This window comes from Conexibacter sp. CPCC 206217, from assembly GCF_030646165.1.
In the GTDB taxonomy this organism is placed as follows: domain Bacteria; phylum Actinomycetota; class Thermoleophilia; order Solirubrobacterales; family Solirubrobacteraceae; genus Conexibacter.
In genome coordinates, this window is record NZ_JAUTDO010000001.1 from 598930 (window position 1) to 616998 (window position 18069).

Genomic DNA, 18069 nt, shown 5'->3' on the forward strand with positions numbered 1-18069 from the left:
ACGGCGCGGTGTTCTCGATTTGTTCACACCAGGCGGCTCGTCGCGCCTCAATCTTGTCCGCTTGCCGTTTTCGTTCCCGAATCGCTGTCGAGGAGTTCGATGAGCAATCCCCGCCTGGCGGCGAAGAGCAGACGCTCCCCCGTCGCGCTCGCCCTCCAGCGCGTCGTCGACGCGATCGCGCCGATCGGCCGCTTCCTCACGAAGGACGTGATCACGACCTTCCTGCTGCTGGCCTCGATCGCGCTCGCGATCACCTTCTTCGTCCTGCTCGGCTCGCTCGGGCAGGAGGGGAGCGGCAACAAGGTCGCCCTCAGCACCGTCGTCGAGCTGTCCGACGCCGAGCAGCTGCGCTCCGCCGTCCTGCTCGACCGCGACCACCAGATCGAAGCGGTCACCGAGACCGGCCTCGACGTGTACGCGGACTACCCGGCCTCCGACGCCGCGACGCTCGACCTCGTCAACACGCTGCAGAAGAACAGAGTCCCGTACACGATCGACGCGCAGTCGGGCAAGCCGGCGCGCACGATCGTCGTGCAGTTCCTGCTGCCGATCCTGCTGCTCGTCTGCCTGTTCGCGTTCTTCACGCGGCTCGGCCAGGACGGCGGCGCCGGCGGTATCGGCGCGTTCTCGAACTTCCGTGGCAGAGGCCGCAAGAAGAAGAGAGGCGCTTCGCCGATCACGTTCGACTCGGTCGCGGGCGCCGGCGAGGCGCTGGCGGAGCTGCGCGAGATCCGCGACTTCCTCGACGACCCGCAGAGATACCTCGACCAGGGCGCGGCGGCGCCGAAGGGCGTGCTGCTCGTCGGACCTCCCGGAACCGGCAAGACGCTGCTGGCGCGCGCGACCGCCGGCGAAGCCGACGCCACCTTCTACTCCGCCTCCGGCGCCGAATTCGTCGAATCGCTCGTCGGCGTCGGCGCCGCCCGCATCCGCAGCCTCTTCGCGATGGCCCGCAAGAACGCGCCCGCGATCATCTTCATCGACGAACTCGACGCCGCCGGGCGCAAACGCGGCGCCGGCGTCGGACAAGGCAACGACGAACGCGAACAGACACTCAACCAGCTGCTCGTCGAAATGGACGGCTTCGGCGGCGACGCCGGCGTCGTCGTCATGGGCGCCACCAACCGCCCCGACATCCTCGACCCCGCCCTCCTGCGCCCCGGCCGCTTCGACCGCCAAGTCGTCGTCGACGTCCCCGACGTTCACGGCCGCTTCGAGATCCTCTCGCTGCACGCCCGCGGCCGCAGATTCCACAAAGACGTCGAGCTGCACGAGATCGCCAAGCTCTGCCCCGGCTTCTCCGGCGCCGAGATCGCCAATGTGGTCAACGAGGCCGCATTGCTGACCGTCCGCGAAGGCCATGCCGAGATCGACCAGGCGACGCTCGAAGAGGCGATCGACCGCGTCGTCGCCGGCCCCGCCAAGAAGCACGTGCTGAGCGTCGACGAGCGTTGGACGATCGCGATCCACGAGGCGGGCCACGCCGTCGCCACCCGTGCGATCGGCCAGGCCGTCAGCGCGCAGAAGCTCTCGATCGTCGCCCGCGGCCGCCAACTCGGCACCGCCGCCCACATGCTCACCGACCGCGACGCGATCATGCACGGCAGAAGCGACCTCGAACGTCAGCTGGTCGCGATCATGGCCGGCACCGCCGGCGAGGTGATCGAGTTCGGCGAGGAGTCGACCGGGATCAGCGACGATCTGCACGCCGCCACGAGACTGGCGCGCTCGATGGTCACGAGCTTCGGCATGTCGCCGCGGCTCGGTCACGTCACGATCGGCGAGCCGGCCAGCGAGGTCTTCCTCGGCGCCTCGTTGCAGGAGCTGGGCTCGATCGGCAACGCGACACTCAACCTGATCGACGAAGAGGTCGAGCGGATCGTCGAAGAGTCCGAGACGCGCGCCGAGCACGTGCTGCGCATGAACTGGACCTCTGTGCAGGAGACGGCGCGCTCGTTGATCGAGGTCGAGACGCTCTCGGGGGTCGCGCTCGAGGCGCTGCTGTCGACGGTCAAGACGGTCGACCTGCAGACGATCCCGCTCGCGGAGCGCAACAACGCCGACACGCGCGGTCGCGGTGACGGCGACCAGCGCTGAGCGCCGCTGATGCGCGCCACCTCTCTCGGTGGGCGTGGTCTATGGCCGCTGGTGCTGACGATGACCGTCGCGCTCGTCGCGGCGGACTTCCTGCGCCAGCCGCTGCACGGTCCCGAGAACGGTGTGGCGGCGCCGCCGGCGAGCGCGCTCGTGCTGTGGGTGCCCGGCGTCAACGCGGGCAGCTCGGCGGAGCGCCTGGCCGGCGCCGCCGCAGAGCGACTGGACCGGCCCTGGCGGCCGGTCCGCAGTCAGCTCGTGCACGGCGGCTCCACGAGCGCGGTGACGACGTTGCTGGCACGACGCGGCGGCTCGACGCCGCCGCTGCTGCTGGTCGACGCCGGCACCGTCGCAGACATCGAGCGCGACCGTCGCGGCAGCGCGCTGCCGACGATCGCGGCAGAGGGAGAGCGCGCTGCGCGACTGCTGCGCCACGCCGTTCCGGTCGCGCTGCTGGCCGAGGATCCGCTTGTGGTCGCGACCTCTGGGAGATCATCGATCCACAGCCCCGAGGAGCTCTTCACGACGATGCGCCGCGATCCGGGCGGCGCCGTCTTCGGGCTCGCGCCAGATGCCTGGTCGAGGACTGCGCTGGCGGCGCTGGTGCACTCGGTCGGCGTCGACGGCGACGTGCGCTACCGCGTCCTGCCGACCGCCGACGCTGCCGTGATCGCACGCGCCGGGGACCTCGCCGACGTCGTGATCGCGCCGCGCAGCGAGCTGCACCGGCTGCCGTTGGCGCGCGGCCTGCGGCTGCTGGCGCAGAGCGACAGCCTGCAGACCGCCAGCGGCTCCGCGACCCCGGCAGGCGCGTCCGCCCGCGCCGCTGGACCGATCGGGACCGCTGGGCCGACCGGCGCCGCTGGGCCAACCGGCCCGCCCGTCGCGCGGCTGGGCGATCTGCTCGGCGACGGCGCAGCAGTCGCCCACGCGCAGCGCTGGATCGCGATCGTCGCTCCACCCGGCACCAACGCGCGCACACGCCGTGCGCTGACGCGCCAGTTGACGCGCATCACCGCGACGGTCAGCTGGCAGGCGACGCTGCGCCGGCTCGCGCTCTCGCCCGCACCGCGCGCGACGCCCGCGCGCTACCTCGCGCTGGCGCGGAGCGAGCAGGACAAGATCGCCGTCGACGCCGGCCATGTCGCGCAGCGCGCCGCGAGGCGCAGATGACGCAGCCGCCCAGGCGCCGACCCTCCGCTCCGCTGGACGCGGACGACTTCGGGGTGCTCTACCGACGCCACGCGCAGTCGCTGCTGCTGTTCTTCCAACGGCGGCTGCACGACGCGGAGCTGGCGATGGACCTGATGGGCGAGGTCTTCGCGACGGCACTCGACCGCCGCGCGCAGTATCGCGGCAGCGACGAGTCGGAGCTGTCCGGCTGGCTGTGGGCCATCGCCCGCAGCACGCTGCGCGACCACGAGCGACGCGGCGTCACCGAGCGCAGAGGGGCAGCGCGCATGGGCGTAGAGCGGCGGATGCTGAGCGACCGCGAGATCGAGCGGATCGAGGAGCTCGCGGGCCTGTCGGAGTTGCGCGCCATGCTCGCCGAGCAACTCGCCGAACTGCCAGATGACCAGCGCACCGCCGTGCAGCTGCGCGTGATCGACGACCTGACGTACAGGGAGGTGGCCGACCGCATGGGGGTACGCGTGCCGACCGCCCGCGCGCACGTGTCACGCGCGTTGCGCCGACTGTCGCGCGAACTGCTCGACAGTGACAGGGGGGACCTGCTGCACCACGCGAATTGCAACCACGAGGACCCCTGACGAGTGACGAGTGATGACGTGAACAGACCCTACGACCTGGACCTGCCGATCCTCGCGGAGCTCGAGCAGGCATGGTGCGCCGCGGCGCAGCGCGCGATCGGCCCGTCGGCCGCGCACGCTCCCGCGGCCGACCGTGTGCATGCTCCCGCGACGGTGAGCGCACCCGCGCACTCGCCCGGCATTGCCGTGCGCACTCGCGGCCGCGCGGCCGCACGCCGCGAGGCCGCCGGCCGTATAGCGCGCCGCGTGCTTGTGCTCACCGGGCTCGGCTGCCTCGTCGCGGCGTCGGCCGTCGCGACGCGCTCGCTCGTCGACACGGGCGGCAGCGATCCGACGCTGCGCACGAGCGCGACGGCGCGACTCGCCAGCGGCATGATCGACGGCCAGCACTGGCTGTTGAACGGCTACCGCCGTGATCACCAGCTCTGCCATGACCTGATCGCCGCGGGACGCGTCGCCACCGCGTGCCAGCCGCCGCCGAGCGCGCGCGAGCTGCAGATCGACGGCACGCTGGCGCCGCTGACACGGATAGTGATCGGCTACACGGGCGACGAGATCGATCGCGTCGCCGTGATCGAGGGGAGGCGGCGCGTGATCGTCCCGACGCAGCCGCTCACGTCCGCTGCGGGTGCGCGAGCGGCGCGCCTGCCGCGCGAGCTGCGCTGGTTTGTCGCGCTGCTCCCGCGCGGTGACGGGGCGCCCTCGCACGCGGGTGCTGAAGTCGTCTCCTACGACCAGGACGGCGTGCGACTGGAGCGGCGGCGGCTGCGCCCGTGACGCGGGCGCGGATGTAAACGTTGACGTTTCGTATACACCGCGCCGCGTTGACGTGCCAGTTGTGAACAGTTCGTAAATTCGTTACCAGGTTTGTCATGTTTAGCGACGACATGCCTCATACTGGCCTCTCCCCGTCCGTTTCCCCGCCGCACGTTTCCCCAAGAGGTCATGAGTCCCACCGTCGACGAGATTCGCCGCACCGCCGAGGCACGTCTGCGCGAACTGCAGCCGCTGCTGGTGGAGGCCGAACAGCTGCAGCATCTGCTGATCGCGCTGGACGAGAGCCCGCAGCCACGGCTGGCCACCGTCTCGACACGCCGCCTCGGCGGCGGCGCCGCGGTCGGCGCACGCGCGCCGCAAGGGGCCAACAAGCAGTTGATCCTGGACATCGTCGCGCGCAAGCCGGGCGTCGCCGCTCCGGAGATCGCCGCGCTGACGGGCCTCAAGCGAACCGTCGTCGCCTCCACGATCAGCCGCCTCAAGCGCGTCGGCGAGCTGGAAGCCGAGGGCAGCGGCGTGCGCCTGCCCAGCAGCGCCGCCGCCGCGGCGTGAGCGCCGGCCTCACCGTGGAGTAGCGTCCTCGCTGTGACCAGCGAGCGCAACCGCGACACCGCGCCCGCGCGCGGTGGCAGATTCGACGCCGACGGCGACGCGACGCGACGCACCCACCTCGCGAACGAGCGCACCTACCTGGCGTGGTGGCGGACCGGGTTGACGTGCATGGCCGGCAGCCTCGGGCTCGGCCGCGTCCTGCCCGAGGTGACGACGGGCAGCGAGACGCTGGCGATACTCGCGGGCGTCGTCTTCGGACTGCTGGGGATCGCCTGCTTCGTCTACGGGGTGATCCGCTACAGGCAGGTCGACGCGGCGGTGCGGCGCGGCGAGTACATGGGCCCCGACGACCGCTTCGTGACCGTGCTGGCAGCCGTCGGCGTCTTCGTCGCGGTGCTCGTCGTCGCGATCGTGCTGATCGACGCCTGAGCGCTTGCGAGCGGCGGCGAGCGCCCGCCCGGCCGCCGCGTCCGGCTCAGAAGACGACGGTCTTGTTCTCGTAGACGAGCACGCGGTCGGCCAAGTGGCGCGCGACCGCGCGTGCGAGCACCGTGCGCTCGATGTCGCGGCCGATTCGCACGAGGTCCGGGACGCTGTCGCGGTGGCTGACGCGGGCGACGTCCTGCTCGATGATCGGTCCGGCGTCGAGCTCTTCGGTCACGTAGTGGGCCGTGGCGCCGATGATCTTCACGCCGCGCTCACTCGCGCGGCGGTACGGGTCGGCGCCGGCGAAGGCCGGCAGGAACGAGTGGTGGATGTTGATCAGCGGGGCGCCGACCCTCGCGAGGAAGTCGCCGGAGACGATCTGCATATAGCGCGCCAGCACGACCAGGTCGAAGCTGCCGTGGTCGCCACTTCGGAGCAGCCGGATGATCTCAGCCTCAGCCTGAGGCTTAGTGTCTCTCGTGACGGGGACATGGACGAACGGGACGCCAAAGCTCTCGACGTCGCGCTGTGCGTCGGTGTGGTTGGAGATCACGAGCCCGACGTCAGCGTCGAGGTCGCCGCTGCGCCAGCGCCACAGCAGGTCCAGCAGGCAGTGCTCCTCACGCGAGACCAGCAACGCGACGCGCTTGGGGCTGTGCGCATAGGACATCTGCCAGTCCATCTGGAACTGCTCGGCGACCGTCGAGCCGAACGCCTGCTCCAGCTCCGGTCTGCCGAGGTCGAGCCCGTCGAGGTGGAACTCCATCCGCATGAAGAAGCTGCCGCCGGCCGGGTCGGTCGAGTGCTGGTCGGCCTCGAGCACGTTGGCGCCGTGCTCGAACAGGAAGCGCGAGACAGCCGCGACGATCCCTCGCCTGTCTGGGCACGAGATCAGCAGCCGGGCGGTGTTCGGCCGCTCGTTGCGGCCCTTCGTCGTGGAATCTGCGGTGGCGGTCATCGGACTGCGGATCGTAGGGACTTGGCACGTCTTCGTCACAGCCGGTGGCACTGCGGCGAAGATCGACCAGATGCAGGACCGCGATCCCCGCACCGACGCCGAACTGCTGGCCGCCACGGGCGGCGACGCCGACGCGTTCGGCGTCTTCTACCGCCGCCACGTCCGCTGGGTGCTCGCCGTTTGCTCCCGCCGCGCGCGCGACCCCGGCTGGCCGCCGACGTGACTGCTGAGGTGTTCGCCGCCGCGCTCGCCGCCAGCGACCGCTTCGAGCCAGGCCGCGGCGCCGCCGGCAACTGGCTGTTCGGGATCGCGCTCAACAAGCTCGCCGACGCGCAGCGCCGCGGCCACGCCGAACGCCGCGCGCGGGAGCGGCTCGGGATCGCGACGATCGCGCTGAGCGACGACGACGTGCAGCGGATCGACGAGCTCGGGTCGCTCCCCGTCGCCGAGCTCGCGCGGCTGCTCGACGCGCTCCCGTTCCAACAGCGCGAGGCGATCCTCGCGCGGATCGTGCACGAGCGCGACTACGAGCAGATCGCGGGCGAGCTGGACCTGTCCGAGGCGGCGGTGCGCCAGCGCGTCTCGCGCGGCTTGGCGACCTTGCGCGCGCGCCTGCGTGCCCGTGAGAGGACGCAACCGTGAGCACGACCTTCGAAGACCGCCTCGAACGCGAACTGGTCGACGCGGCCCGGCGCCGCGCACGCGCCGGCGCATCTGCCGCAGGCGCCGGCAGCCCCGCTCGCGCGCGCTCCCGCCGCGCCCTCGGCCCGCGCCGGCTGCCGCGCCCGCCGCGGTTCGCGCTGACGGCCGCGGTCGCGTGCATCGCGTTGGTCGCACTCGCGGTGATCGCGCTCGCGCTCCCGGGCGGCGACCGCGCGACGACTCCCGGCGGCTCGCACAGCGCGCTGCCGAGACAGTGCGACGCAGCCGCCGGGCGCGGCCGCCTGAGACTCGTCTCGGCGCCGGTCGACAGCGGTCTGCTCGCGACCTACGCGATCCTGCGGCGTCCGCAGACGGCGGCCGACCGCACGACCTGTCCCGCCACCGCGCAGATCGGACGGCTCAACCCCGCCGCGATCCGCCGAGCCGGCAGCGACCCCGACGGGCATCCGCTCTTCCTCGTCCCGATGGCGAGCGTCCCCGACATGGAGCGCGCCTTCCGACGCGGTGACCCGCGTCCGCCGTGGGAGATCCCGGACATGACCGGCCCGCGTCTGTGCCCGACGATCGTGTACCCGAACAGCGGCGCGGGCGGGAACTGCTACCCGCCGTCCTTCTTCGGCCGCGGCCGCTTCCTGCCGGCCAGCTCCCGCACGCGGATCTCGATCTCGATCGGCCTCTTCAGCGACGCGGTCGCGGCCGTCGACGTGCGCTTCTTCGACGGGTCCCTGAAGCGCTTCGAGATCACCGACAACGTCGCGGTCCTGAAGCTCGAGGGGCGGACGGCCACGCCCGCGAACAGCGTCGCCGGCTACAGGCTGCTCGACGAGCACGGCGCGACGATCGCCGAGCGCGGTGCCGACCGCGGGCTGCGGCCGTCCGCGCGCATCAGCGCTGCTGGGCGACCGCCCGGCCCCTGACGGCCGTCAACGGTCGTCCTCGACGCCCTTCGCGTACCAGGCACCGTTTCTGCGGCCGAGCGTCAGGCGCGTCGTGCCCTCGGCCGTGACGATGCGGTAGATCGCGAGGTCGGAGTCGGTGCCGGGCTCGTCGACGATCTGCGCCAGCCCCAGCTCCTGCGGCTTGACGCCGGGACGGTGCGCGGCGAACGCTCTGCGCGCTGCGGCGTCGAGCGTCGAGCGCTCCCAGCCGTGGTCCTCGGCGGTCGCCGCGGCCAGTTGGCGGTCGACCGCGAGCAGGCTCGCGCCGAAGCTCGCGGCGCCGGCGCGGTTGCGGCGAGTGGCGGCGACGGCGCCGATGGCGATCGCCAGCAGAAACAGGCCGGCGACCACGAGGATGACGATCAGAACGGTGTTCACGCCGTGATCCTAACGCGGGGGTGCTGCGACGACGCAGGGCCGTCGCGGCGCGGGGTGTGGGCGCGCCGCGACGGCCCGCGGAAAGTCGTCGTCGTGAACGGTCCCTGCCCGGCTACAGCAGGACGTTGCGGGCGGCGAGGTGCGTGCCGACCTTGCGCTTGACGCGCTGCAGCGCGTTGTCGACCGTCTTGGTGTCGCAGCCGAGCTTCTCGCCGACGGCCTCGTAGGAGTGGCCGTCGAGGTACAGCGACAGCACGCGCGACTCGAGGTCCGAGAGCACGGTCGAGAGGCATGCGACGAGCGCCCGCAGCTCCTCGCTGCTGATCACCTGGTTGACCGGGTCGTGGACGGTCGGGCCCGGGATCACCTCGTCCAGCGTCGGATCGCCGTCGCCGGTCGCCGAGGCGGGCGACGCCGAGAACGAGACGTACTGGTTCAGCGGCGTGTGCTTGTTGCGCGTCGCCGTCTTGACGGCGGTGATGATCTGGCGCGTGATGCACAGCTCCGCGAAGTTGCGGAAGCTCGACTCGCGATCGGTGCGGTAGTCGCGGATCGCCTTGTAGAGGCCGACCAGGCCCTCCTGTATCAGGTCATCCGAGTCGCCACCGGCGAGGAAATACGACGACGCCTTCAGTCGCACGAATCCGTAATAGCGGCGGACGAGTCTGTCGTACGCATCTGGATTGCCCTGCTTCGCAAGGGCGATCAGGAACCCGTCATCAAGCTGGACTTGACCTTGAGGGTTATAGGAGATTCGAGCCACGAGCACACCCTTCCGACAACCGCACGCTCGAGTGCGATCGTCGCTACGTAGCGCATTACCTCCCCAGGCGCTGCCACTTTATAGGTCCGGGTGGGAGCCTCAAGCTGAGGTCCACCCTTATGAGGGCTGCAGACTGCCACAGTTATGGAACGCCTGTCAAGCGGCGTCTGCAGGATCGGTTGCAGCCCGGACACCCGGGTGCAGGAAACGGCGCGCAAACGCCGATCGCAGCGCGCGCACGCATTCGGGCAGAGCCGACGCGAGGGGGGCGCGAGCCCCCTCTCCCCCACCCCGGCTGCCGCGGCTCAGGCCGCGGCGGCGTCGCGCTGGCGGACGATCTCGTAGAGCAGCGCGGAGGCTGCGGCGCTCACGTTGAGCGACCCGATCATGCCGCGCAGCGGCAGTGCGATCAGCCCGTCGCAGTTGGACGCGACGCGCGGCCGCAGGCCCCTGCCCTCGGAGCCGAGCACGAGTACGACGCCGGGGCCGGAGTAGTCGACGCCCGTGTACGGGACGCCGCCGTCGCCCTCGGCGCCGTAGCACCAGGCGCCTGTCTCCCTCGCGTCTCTGAGGAAGTCGGCGAGGTTGCGCGCCCGCGCGATCGGGATGTGCTCGACCGCGCCGGCCGACGCCTTGCAGACCGCGGGCGTGACGTCGGCGGTGCGCCGCGCCGGGATCACGATCCCGGTCGCGCCCGCGCACTCGGCGGTCCGTGCGATCGCGCCGAGGTTCTGCGGATCCTGGATCTCGTCGAGCGCCACGATCAGCGGCCGCTCGACCGCCAGCAGCTCGTCGACGTAGGCGTACTTGAACGGCGCGACCTGCGCGCAGACGCCCTGATGGTCCGGCGAGCCCGACCGCCGCTCGATCCACGACCCGTCCGAGACGACGTTGACGTCGACCGCGTTGGCGTCCCGCGCGACCTCGGCCAGCCACGGCTCCTCGAGCGCGTGCCGCGTCGCCCACACGTGCTGCACCTCGCGCGGTCCGCGCAGCGCCTCGTGGACGGCGTTGCGGCCGTAGAGCACCATCGAGTCGTCGAAGACGCGCTCCTCGCGCACGTCCGCCGGCGGCGCGACGACCTCCGCCTCGGGCCCGCGCCGCTGAGCAGCTCCGCGCGCGCCCGGACGTCCCGGTCCGCGCTGCCCGGGCGTCGCCGGCACGCGCGCGCTGCGCGCTCTCGCGCTTCTCGCCCCGGGCCCGTGCTTGCCGCCCGCTCTGCGCGATCTGCGCGTCGGCGGCCGCTCCTCGCGTCTGCCGCGCTCACCCGCACCGCCAAAGCCCGAGCCCGCGCCACGGGGCGCGGATCCGCGCTCGCCGAAGCCGCCCGAACTGCGCGGCCCGTCGCCGCGCCCATCGCGCCTGCCCGAGCCTCCGCGTCCGCGCTCGCCACCGCGCCCGCCCGCGCCGCCGCCCTCCGTCGAGCCGCTGGCCCGGCGCGCGTCGCGCCCTTGTCTACGTCGATCAGCCATAGTCAGGAGTTGGGGACCAGCTCGGGCCCGGCGGCGCCGTCGCGCACCGTCCAGCCGAGCGCCGCCAGCTCGTCGCGCAGCGCGTCGGCGGCGGCGAAGTCGCGCGCCGCGCGTGCCGCCTCCCGCCGCGCCAGCAGGTCCTGCGCCGCCTCGTCGGGACCGCCCGCCGCGCCATCGGCGTCGAGCAGGTTGTCGAGCGCCAGCACCTGCAGCAGCTCGCGCAGGTCGCGCGCGCCGACCGGCGTGCCGGTCTCCAGCAGGCGGTTCGCGCCGCGCACCCAGTCGAACACGACCGCAAGCGCTCTCGGCGTGTTGAAGTCGTCGGCGAGCGCGGCGAAGAAGGCCTCGCGCAGCGGCGCCAGCTCCGGCGGCGTCGGCCCGTCCGGATCCAGCCGGCGGCCCAGCTCGCGGATCCGCTGCACCGAGCGGCTCGCCTCCTCCAGCCGCTCGCCGGAGTACGAGATCGGCTGGCGGTAGTGCCCGCCGGCGAAGTAGGCGACGAGCGCGTCGCGGCCGTGGGTCGCGAGCGCCTCGTGCAGCAGGAAGATGTTGCCGACCGACTTCGCCATCTTCTCGCCGTCGAGCCGCACCATGCCGTTGTGCATCCACAGCCGTGCGAGCGGCTCGCCGTGCGCGGCGCAGGTCTGCGCCGCCTCGTTCTCGTGATGCGGGAAGACGAGGTCGGAGCCGCCGCCGTGGACGTCGAAGCCGACGCCCAGCAGCGCCTCGGCCATCGCCGAGCACTCGATGTGCCAGCCGGGCCGGCCTCTGCCCCACGGCGCGTCCCAGGAGGTGTCCTCGCCGTCCTTCCACGCCTTCCACAGCGCGAAGTCGAGCGGGTCGCGCTTCAAGGCGGCGCCGGAGACGCCCTCGCCCTGGTCCATCTGGTCGACGTCGCGGTGCGACAGCTCGCCGTAGGCGGGGTAGGAGCGCACGTCGAAGTAGACGTCGCCCTCGACGGCGTACGCATGGCCGCGCTCGATCAGCAACGCGATCAGCGCGACGATCTCGGCGATCGTCTCTCTCGCGAGCGGCTCGTGGTCGGGCCGCCCGAGCCCGAGCGCGTCGGTGTCCGCGACGTAGTGCGCGGTCATCTCGGCCGCGAGCTGCTCGCTCGGCACGCCCGCCGCGCGCGCGGCGTCGTAGATCTTGTCGTTGACGTCCGTCACGTTCGCGACGAACGTGACCTCGTAGCCCTCGTGCTGCAGGAACCGCTTGAAGTGCGAGAAGACGACGAACGGGCGGGCGTTGCCGACGTGGACGCGGCCGTAGACGGTCGGCCCGCAGGCGTAGATCGAGACGCGCCCCGGGTCGCGCGGTTCAAGCGGCTTCAGCTCGCCGCTTCTGGTGTCATGGATCGTGATCGCGCGCATCTGGCTTGTCCTCGCCGCGTCTGGCGGCGTCCTCACTCGCTTATGGGCTGGCGCCCACCGCGCTCGCTGCGTCCTTGCCAGACACGACGACTACGGCGCCAGAGCAGCACACACTACCGTCAGCGCGGTAGCAGCGGCGCTCGTCAGTCCTCGGGTCGCTGCAGCGTCGCGATCGCGAGCGCCGCGGCGCCCTCGACGCGGCCGACGAAGCCCATCCCCTCGCCGCGCGTCGCCTTCACGTTCACGCGCGCGACCGGCAGCTCGAGCGCGCCCGCGAGGTTCGCGCGCATCGCCTCCTTGTGCGGCAGCAGCTTCGGCCGCTCCAGCATCACGGTCGCGTCGACGTGCGCGATCTCGACGCCGCCGACGACCACCAGCTCACGCGTCGAGCGCAGCAGGTCGAGCGAGTTCGCGCCGCTCCAGTACTCGTCGGTGTCGGGGAAGTGCTCGCCGATGTCGCCGAGGCCGGCGGCGCCCAGCAACGCGTCGATCACCGCGTGCGTCAGCACGTCGGCGTCGGAGTGGCCCTCAAGCCCCAGCTCGTTGGGGATCGTCACGCCGCCGACGATCAGCGGCCGGTCCGGCACGAGTCTGTGGACGTCCCAGCCGACTCCGGTCGCGACCATCAGCAGCGCCCCATCAGCTCGGCCCGATCGGTTCCAGCCGCCGCTGCCGGCGCTCGAACACCGCCAGCTCGGTGACGCCCTGCTCAGCCAGCCATTCGATCGTCGACTCGTACTGCCAGCCGATGTGCTCGGGCAGGTGCGCGTCGCTGGAGAGCGCGACCGGGCAGCCCGCCTCGATGCACAGCTGCAGGAACGAGACCGCCGGGTACAGCTCTCCGACCGGCTTGCGCAGGCCCGCGGTCGAGACCTCGACCGCGATCCCCGACTCCGCGATCCCCTCGATCGCCAGCTCGTAGTAGCGGCGCAGGTCGCCGTCGGGCTTGGGCCGCTCCCTGCCCCACACCTTCACGAGGTCCGGGTGGGCGAGGATGTCGTAGAGACCGCTGCGGGCGCACTCGCCGAGCGTCTCGAAGTAGCGCCGCCAGACCTTGTCGGGCGACTCGAACGAGGTCGTCCAGACGTCCCAGTCGCCGGCCATGTCGACGGCGGTGTCTCTGACGAAGTGGACCGAGCCGACCACGTAGTCCCACTCGCGCGCTTCGAGCAGATTGCCCATGCGGTCTTCTCTACCCGGGACGTAGTCCGCCTCGATCCCCAGCTTCAGATCGGTCTGTTCGCGGACGTATTGGCAGTAGGCGTCGATGTCCTCCCGCGCCTGCCCCTGCCAGAACGGGTGCTGCCACACCTCCAGCGCCTGCGTGAAGCGGTAGATGTGCTCGGAGACGCCCAGCTCGGCGATGCCGCGTTCGGCGGCGGCTTCGCGATAGCGCTCGGCGTTGGCGGGGGTGAAGTAGCGCTCGGCCGTCGTGCCGGGCTCGTCGGGGCGCAGGTGGACGTGGTAGTCGGTCAGCATCGTTCTTCCAGGAGGAGGGCTGCGAGGCGAAGGTCGAGAGGAGTGGTGACCTTGAGGTTCTCTCGAGGGGACTCTACGAGGTGGACGCGGCCGCCCGTCTGCTCGACGATGCCGGCGTCGTCGGTCGCCGCCGCGAGCACGTCGTCGGGTTGGGCGAGCGCGCGCGAGAGCGCGGCGCGACGGAAGACCTGCGGCGTCTGCGCGGCCCACAGCGCGTGGCGCTGCAGCGTCGCCTCGACGTGCAGGCCGGGCGCGTCGGTGCGCACGCGCTTGATCGTGTCGACGACGGGCGCGGCGGCGACGACGGCGTCGGCGCCGGTCTGCGCGAGCGCGTCGAGCGAGCGCCGCACCAACTCGGGCGTCAGCAGCGGGCGGGCGGCGTCGTGGACGAGGATCGGCTCGTCGTCGGGCCCGTCGCCGGCCGCGGCGAGCGCGGCGCGCACGGAGTGCGACCGCTCCTCGCCGCCGGCGACGCCGATCGTGCCGGCCGGCGCGACGACGCCGTCGGGCAGGGCGACGACGATGCAGCGGATCGCCTCGACCGCGCGCAGCGCGTCGAGCGACCATTCCAACATCGGGCGACCCGCCAGCATGACGAGCGCCTTGGGACCCCCGGCCCCAAGGCGCTCTCCACGACCAGCGGCCACCAGCAGCGCGACCGCCATCTCCGATCCCGCGTGCCGGCGGTTACTCCGCGCCGACGGCCACCTTGCCGCTGGCGGCAGACGAGGCGAGCAGCTCGTCGAGGTGCTCCTCCGCCTGTGCCTCTTCCATCTCAAGGGCGTACATCAGCTCCGAGGCGAGGATCTTCTTCGCCCGCGTGAACATCTGCTTCTCGCCAGTCGACAGGCCCTTCTCCGCCTCTCGGATGGCGAGGTTGCGCACGACCTCGGCCAGCTCGTAGATGTCGCCGGTCTTGATCTTGTCTCGATTGTGCTTGAAACGCCGGTTCCAGTTCTTCGGCATCTCCGAGCACTCGTCGGCCAGCACTCCGAGCACTCTCTTGACGGTCTCCTCGTCGATCACGCGGCGCAGCCCGGCGACCGCGGCGTTCTCGGTCGGGACCATCACGGTCATGTCGTTGTGGAGGATCTTGATCGTCAGGTACTCGCGCGTCTCCCCGAGGATCTCCTTGTCCTCCTTCTTGAGAACCTGGCCTGCACCGTGGTGCGGGTAGACGACGTTGTCGCCGATCTCGAACTCGATGTGCTCGACCTCGATGGTGATGTCAAGGTCCTCGAGCTGCTCTTCGCTCAGTTCAGTGATGGTCGTCCTCCTTGTTCCAAGTAGTCCAGGATCCGCAGCCCCTCAGGTCTGCAGATACCGATCCACGAGGTTGATCTCCTGCTGGCGGCGAAGGCCCTCTCGGATGTCCTTCGCCCGGATCTCGCCGACGCCGTCGACGGTTTCGAGCTCGCCGTCAGTTGCGGCGAGCATCTCCTCCAAGCCTCCGAACTCCTGCACGATTCGCTGGACGACGAGTCGTGGCAGCCGCGGGATCCGACCGAGGATCCGGTAGCCCCGCGGGGAGACGGGATAGTCAAGCGTGTTGACCTTGCGGTCGTAGCCGAGCAGCTCGGCGAGTCGGCCGAAGTCGAGCAGGTCCTGGTGCGGCAGGCGCACGAGCTGGTCGAAGGCAACGGCGAAGTTCTCGTCGGTGTCCTCGGCGAGGTAGTCGTGCACGAGCGCCGACTTGTCGCCGGCGACGCCGACCATCGTCTCGTCGAGCTGCATCTCGATCAGGCGGCCCTCGGTGCCCAACTCGACGATGTAGCGCTCGATCTCGACGCCCATGCGCGTGACCAGCTCGGCTCGCTGCAGCACCGTCAGCACGTCGTGCAGCGTCGCGCCGCCCTCGAACTCGAGCGCCGTCAGGCGCGTCGAGACCTGGTCGAGGCGGCTGCGGTACTTGTCGAGCGTCGCGAGCGCCTGGTTGGCCTTCGCGAGCACGACCGGAATGTCCTCGAGGATGTACTTCGCGCCGTCGACGTAGAGCGACACGACCTCCCTCCGTTGGGAGATCGCGATCACCAGCGCCTCCGTCTGCTTGGAGATGCGCTCGGCGGTGCGGTGGCGCGTGCCGGTCTCGAGCGTGAGGATCGTCGGGTCGGGCGTCAGCTGGACGTTGCCCCAGACGATCTTCGTCGCGTTGGCGTTCAGCACCAGCGCGCCGTCCATCTTCGCAAGCTGGTAGAGAAACGCCGGCGTGTAGTCGATGTCGAGCTTCAGACCACCGGAATACAGGAACGCGAGGTCGTCGGAGTCGCCCATCACGATCAGGCCACCGGTGCGGGCATGGACGATGTTGTCGATACCCTCCCGCAGCGACGTGCCAGGGGCGACCATCTCGAGTGCCTTGACGAGCCGGGGCTCTTGGCGAGACTCGAGCTCGTCTTTGAGCTCTTCCCCGGGACGCGGCGCCATAGAACAACCATTCTACCGGGTTTTCCCGGGATTTTCGGCACGGCAGAGGGAAATCTGGACGGAACGCGAAAGCAGCGGGAAACGTCCGCATTCTACGACCCGGCCGACGCGCCGCTCGCGAGCTGTTCAATCGGTTGCAGCTCAGGCCGCTTGGGGACGGCGCTGGGCCGGCAGCGCACTGCGCAGCGCCGCCCGTAACGTACCGGCCTCCGGCGTCACGATCGTGCCAAGTCCGAACTTCGCCGCCTCCGCGATCCGTCGCTCCGGATGCGCGACCGTGCGCAGCTCACCAGTCAGGCCGAGCTCCCCGAAGCAGGCGAGCGGCGGGCCCGGAGCGGCCCCTTCGGTCCGCTCGCCGCCGCCCAGCTGCAGCCTCTCCTGCGCGTCCGCGCCGCTCCGCTGAGCGTCGCGCCCGCCCCGCGCGCCGCCGTTGACGCCCCCGCGCAACGCGACCCCGCGCGCCGCGCTCGCCACCGCCAGCGCGACCGCGAGGTCCGCTCCCGGCTCGTCGACACGCACGCCGCCGACGACGTTGACGAAGACGTCGGCCGCGCCGAGCGCGACGCCGCCGTGGCGCGTCAGCACCGCCAGCACGAGCGCGAGGCGGTTGCGGTCGATCCCGCTGACGACGCGGCGCGGCGGCACCAGCTCCGACTGCGAGACGAGCGCCTGCACCTCCACCAGCAGCGGCCGCGAGCCCTCCATCGCGCACAGCACGACCGAGCCGGGCGCATGCGTCGCCTCGCCGACGAAGCGCGCGGAGGCGTCGAGCACCTCCACCAGGCCGCCCTGTCTCATCTCGAAGACGCCCGCCTCGCTGGTCGAGCCGAAGCGGTTCTTGAGCGCGCGCAGCGTGCGGTAGGTGCGCTCGCGCTCGCCCTCGAACTGCAGCACGCAGTCGACCAGGTGCTCCAGCACGCGCGGCCCCGCGAGCGCGCCCTCCTTCGTCACGTGGCCGACCAGCAGGACCGCGATCCGGTGCTGCTTGGCTACCCGCATGATCTCGCCGGCGACCTCGCGCACCTGTCCGACGGAGCCGGGCGCCCCGGTCAGCTCGGAGGCGTGCAGCGTCTGCACCGAGTCGACGACGCACACGTCGGGACGCTCCCGCTCCAGCGTCGCCAGCACCGCGCCGAGGTCGGTCTCGGCGATCACGGGGATGTCGAGCGCGGCGCCCGGCAATCGCTCGGCGCGCAGCTTGATCTGCGCCGCCGACTCCTCCGCCGAGACGTACAGCGTCTTGCGCCCGGCGCCCGTCAGGTTCGCGAGCGCCATCGTCGTCAGCGTCGACTTGCCGATCCCCGGCGAGCCGCCGATCAGCACGAGCGAGCCCGGCACGATCCCGCCGCCGAGCACGCGGTCCAGCTCGCCGATCCCCGTCGGCAGCCGTGCGACCTCCGTCGCCTCGACCGCCCCCAGCCGCGTCGGCGTCACCGCCGCCCCGCCGCGCGAGCCGCCGACGCCGGCGCGGCCGGAGCCGCCGCCACCGCCGCGCGCAGGCGCGCTGCGGACCTCCTCCACGAGCGTGTTCCACTCGCCGCAGCCGGTGCACTGACCGGCCCAGCGCGGCGCCTCGTGCCCGCAGGAGGAGCAGACGTGAACGGTGGTCGGGCGAGCCATGCCAGGCAGGCTACGCACCGTGCCGGACGAACAGGCGTTCGCGCCGAAGCGGACAGGTTCGCTGGTCCAGGAGACCAGCAGACCTGACCTCTTACGGTGAAACAGGCGTCAATCGCCGACCCGCTCCGCCCGCACGCACGACTCGAACCCGCTCGCCTTGTGCGCCGCGTCGCAGAACGGCTTCGTCAGCGACTGCCCGCAGCGGCACAGCGCGATCGGGCGATCGCCGTCCGGCAGCGGAATCGGACGGCCCTCGGGATCGACCAACCGCACCGGCCCCGTGACCTTGTACGGCCCGTTGTCCCGCACTCTGATCTCGACGCGCTCGTCCATCGCTCCAACGTACCCGACCCGCAACGCAAGACGGGGCGGCTCCGAAGAGC

21 protein-coding genes and 1 pseudogene are annotated in these 18069 nt (G+C 71.6%); 9 read left to right on the forward strand and 13 right to left on the reverse strand.

What is annotated here, in order from left to right:
- The first annotated feature begins 99 nt into the window (after positions 1-99).
- From ftsH to Q7L65_RS02880, 6 genes are all read left to right on the forward strand, one after another.
- Positions 100-2097 (forward strand): ATP-dependent zinc metalloprotease FtsH, encoded by a 1998-nt coding sequence (ftsH, locus tag Q7L65_RS02855; protein ID WP_304718718.1) that lies wholly within the window; start codon positions 100-102, stop codon positions 2095-2097.
- A gap of 9 nt (positions 2098-2106) precedes the next feature.
- The gene (locus Q7L65_RS02860; RefSeq protein WP_304718719.1) at positions 2107-3267 is read left to right on the forward strand and encodes a hypothetical protein; all 1161 of its coding nucleotides are present in this window, start codon (positions 2107-2109) and stop codon (positions 3265-3267) included.
- Positions 3264-3863 carry an RNA polymerase sigma factor gene (locus Q7L65_RS02865; RefSeq protein ID WP_304718720.1) on the forward strand — a complete coding sequence of 200 codons (600 nt, stop codon included), beginning with the start codon at positions 3264-3266 and terminating at the stop codon, positions 3861-3863. Before Q7L65_RS02860 ends, Q7L65_RS02865 begins: the two co-directional genes overlap by 4 nt.
- An 18-nt stretch (positions 3864-3881) precedes the next feature.
- Positions 3882-4640 carry a hypothetical protein gene (locus Q7L65_RS02870; RefSeq protein WP_304718721.1) on the forward strand — a complete coding sequence of 253 codons (759 nt, stop codon included), beginning with the start codon at positions 3882-3884 and terminating at the stop codon, positions 4638-4640.
- Between the two features lie 168 nt (positions 4641-4808).
- Positions 4809-5192, forward strand: coding sequence for a hypothetical protein (locus Q7L65_RS02875; protein WP_304718722.1), 384 nt, complete (start codon positions 4809-4811; stop codon positions 5190-5192).
- Between the two features lie 33 nt (positions 5193-5225).
- On the forward strand, positions 5226-5621 hold the full coding sequence (locus tag Q7L65_RS02880; protein WP_304718723.1) for a YidH family protein: 396 nt from the start codon (positions 5226-5228) through the stop codon (positions 5619-5621).
- Positions 5622-5667: 46 nt separating this feature from the next.
- Here Q7L65_RS02880 and purU read toward each other — a convergent pair whose 3' ends face one another.
- On the reverse strand, positions 5668-6576 hold the full coding sequence (purU, locus tag Q7L65_RS02885; RefSeq protein ID WP_304718724.1) for a formyltetrahydrofolate deformylase: 909 nt from the start codon (positions 6574-6576) through the stop codon (positions 5668-5670).
- Here purU and Q7L65_RS02890 point away from each other — a divergent pair.
- From Q7L65_RS02890 to Q7L65_RS02900, 3 genes are read left to right on the forward strand one after another with little or no spacing between them, the layout of a single operon-like run.
- Positions 6566-6799, forward strand: coding sequence for a hypothetical protein (locus Q7L65_RS02890; protein WP_304718725.1), 234 nt, complete (start codon positions 6566-6568; stop codon positions 6797-6799). The two genes, purU and Q7L65_RS02890, sit on opposite strands and share 11 nt — an antisense overlap.
- Complete coding sequence (locus Q7L65_RS02895; protein ID WP_304718726.1) at positions 6796-7218, forward strand: RNA polymerase sigma factor; 423 nt, start codon at positions 6796-6798, stop codon at positions 7216-7218. The genes Q7L65_RS02890 and Q7L65_RS02895 overlap by 4 nt, the downstream gene beginning before the upstream one ends.
- A complete protein-coding gene (locus tag Q7L65_RS02900) occupies positions 7215-8156 on the forward strand; it encodes a hypothetical protein (protein WP_304718727.1) in 942 nt (313 codons plus the stop codon). The genes Q7L65_RS02895 and Q7L65_RS02900 overlap by 4 nt, the downstream gene beginning before the upstream one ends.
- 6 nt (positions 8157-8162) lie before the next feature.
- On the opposite strand, the gene Q7L65_RS02905 is transcribed toward Q7L65_RS02900, so the two are convergent.
- The 12 genes and pseudogenes from Q7L65_RS02905 to Q7L65_RS02955 form a co-directional block, all read right to left on the reverse strand.
- On the reverse strand, positions 8163-8555 hold the full coding sequence (locus Q7L65_RS02905) for a hypothetical protein (RefSeq protein ID WP_304718728.1): 393 nt from the start codon (positions 8553-8555) through the stop codon (positions 8163-8165).
- A 112-nt stretch (positions 8556-8667) separates the two neighbouring features.
- The gene (gene sigH, locus Q7L65_RS02910) at positions 8668-9318 is read right to left on the reverse strand and encodes an RNA polymerase sporulation sigma factor SigH (RefSeq protein WP_304718729.1); all 651 of its coding nucleotides are present in this window, start codon (positions 9316-9318) and stop codon (positions 8668-8670) included.
- Between the two features lie 305 nt (positions 9319-9623).
- Complete coding sequence (gene rlmB / locus Q7L65_RS02915) at positions 9624-10790, reverse strand: 23S rRNA (guanosine(2251)-2'-O)-methyltransferase RlmB (protein WP_304718731.1); 1167 nt, start codon at positions 10788-10790, stop codon at positions 9624-9626.
- A gap of 2 nt (positions 10791-10792) precedes the next feature.
- Complete coding sequence (cysS, locus tag Q7L65_RS02920; protein WP_304718732.1) at positions 10793-12163, reverse strand: cysteine--tRNA ligase; 1371 nt, start codon at positions 12161-12163, stop codon at positions 10793-10795.
- Positions 12164-12306: 143 nt separating this feature from the next.
- The gene (ispF, locus tag Q7L65_RS02925) at positions 12307-12789 is read right to left on the reverse strand and encodes a 2-C-methyl-D-erythritol 2,4-cyclodiphosphate synthase (RefSeq protein WP_304718733.1); all 483 of its coding nucleotides are present in this window, start codon (positions 12787-12789) and stop codon (positions 12307-12309) included.
- A gap of 13 nt (positions 12790-12802) precedes the next feature.
- Positions 12803-13642, reverse strand: coding sequence for a histidinol-phosphatase (locus Q7L65_RS02930; RefSeq protein ID WP_304718734.1), 840 nt, complete (start codon positions 13640-13642; stop codon positions 12803-12805).
- Entirely contained in the window at positions 13636-14307 is a 672-nt protein-coding gene (gene ispD / locus Q7L65_RS02935) for a 2-C-methyl-D-erythritol 4-phosphate cytidylyltransferase (RefSeq protein ID WP_304718735.1), read from the reverse strand. Before ispD ends, Q7L65_RS02930 begins: the two co-directional genes overlap by 7 nt.
- Before the next feature lie 22 nt (positions 14308-14329).
- Positions 14330-14719, reverse strand: a complete 390-nt coding sequence (locus Q7L65_RS02940; protein ID WP_370552506.1) for a CarD family transcriptional regulator — start codon at positions 14717-14719, stop codon at positions 14330-14332.
- Between the two features lie 3 nt (positions 14720-14722).
- Positions 14723-14908: pseudogene (locus Q7L65_RS27660) on the reverse strand (CarD family transcriptional regulator); the annotation flags it as partial.
- A gap of 42 nt (positions 14909-14950) precedes the next feature.
- On the reverse strand, positions 14951-16066 hold the full coding sequence (gene disA / locus Q7L65_RS02945) for a DNA integrity scanning diadenylate cyclase DisA (protein WP_304718737.1): 1116 nt from the start codon (positions 16064-16066) through the stop codon (positions 14951-14953).
- 141 nt (positions 16067-16207) lie between these two features.
- On the reverse strand, positions 16208-17686 hold the full coding sequence (gene radA / locus Q7L65_RS02950; protein ID WP_304718738.1) for a DNA repair protein RadA: 1479 nt from the start codon (positions 17684-17686) through the stop codon (positions 16208-16210).
- 108 nt (positions 17687-17794) lie between these two features.
- A complete protein-coding gene (locus Q7L65_RS02955) occupies positions 17795-18019 on the reverse strand; it encodes a CDGSH iron-sulfur domain-containing protein (protein WP_304718739.1) in 225 nt (74 codons plus the stop codon).
- Between the last annotated feature and the right edge of the window lie 50 nt (positions 18020-18069).

Coding starts and splice junctions, on each gene's coding strand:
- purU (WP_304718724.1), bottom strand. CDS start 6,576: ATGACCGCCACCGCAGATTCCACGACGAAGGGCCGCAACGAGCGGCCG.
- Q7L65_RS02865 (WP_304718720.1), top strand. CDS start 3,264: ATGACGCAGCCGCCCAGGCGCCGACCCTCCGCTCCGCTGGACGCGGAC.
- ispF (WP_304718733.1), bottom strand. CDS start 12,789: ATGGTCGCGACCGGAGTCGGCTGGGACGTCCACAGACTCGTGCCGGAC.
- disA (WP_304718737.1), bottom strand. CDS start 16,066: ATGGCGCCGCGTCCCGGGGAAGAGCTCAAAGACGAGCTCGAGTCTCGC.
- Q7L65_RS02860 (WP_304718719.1), top strand. CDS start 2,107: ATGCGCGCCACCTCTCTCGGTGGGCGTGGTCTATGGCCGCTGGTGCTG.
- rlmB (WP_304718731.1), bottom strand. CDS start 10,790: ATGGCTGATCGACGTAGACAAGGGCGCGACGCGCGCCGGGCCAGCGGC.
- Q7L65_RS02875 (WP_304718722.1), top strand. CDS start 4,809: ATGAGTCCCACCGTCGACGAGATTCGCCGCACCGCCGAGGCACGTCTG.
- cysS (WP_304718732.1), bottom strand. CDS start 12,163: ATGCGCGCGATCACGATCCATGACACCAGAAGCGGCGAGCTGAAGCCG.
- Q7L65_RS02930 (WP_304718734.1), bottom strand. CDS start 13,642: ATGCTGACCGACTACCACGTCCACCTGCGCCCCGACGAGCCCGGCACG.
- Q7L65_RS02940 (WP_370552506.1), bottom strand. CDS start 14,719: ATGACCGTGATGGTCCCGACCGAGAACGCCGCGGTCGCCGGGCTGCGC.
- radA (WP_304718738.1), bottom strand. CDS start 17,686: ATGGCTCGCCCGACCACCGTTCACGTCTGCTCCTCCTGCGGGCACGAG.
- ftsH (WP_304718718.1), top strand. CDS start 100: ATGAGCAATCCCCGCCTGGCGGCGAAGAGCAGACGCTCCCCCGTCGCG.
- Q7L65_RS02955 (WP_304718739.1), bottom strand. CDS start 18,019: ATGGACGAGCGCGTCGAGATCAGAGTGCGGGACAACGGGCCGTACAAG.
- ispD (WP_304718735.1), bottom strand. CDS start 14,307: ATGGCGGTCGCGCTGCTGGTGGCCGCTGGTCGTGGAGAGCGCCTTGGG.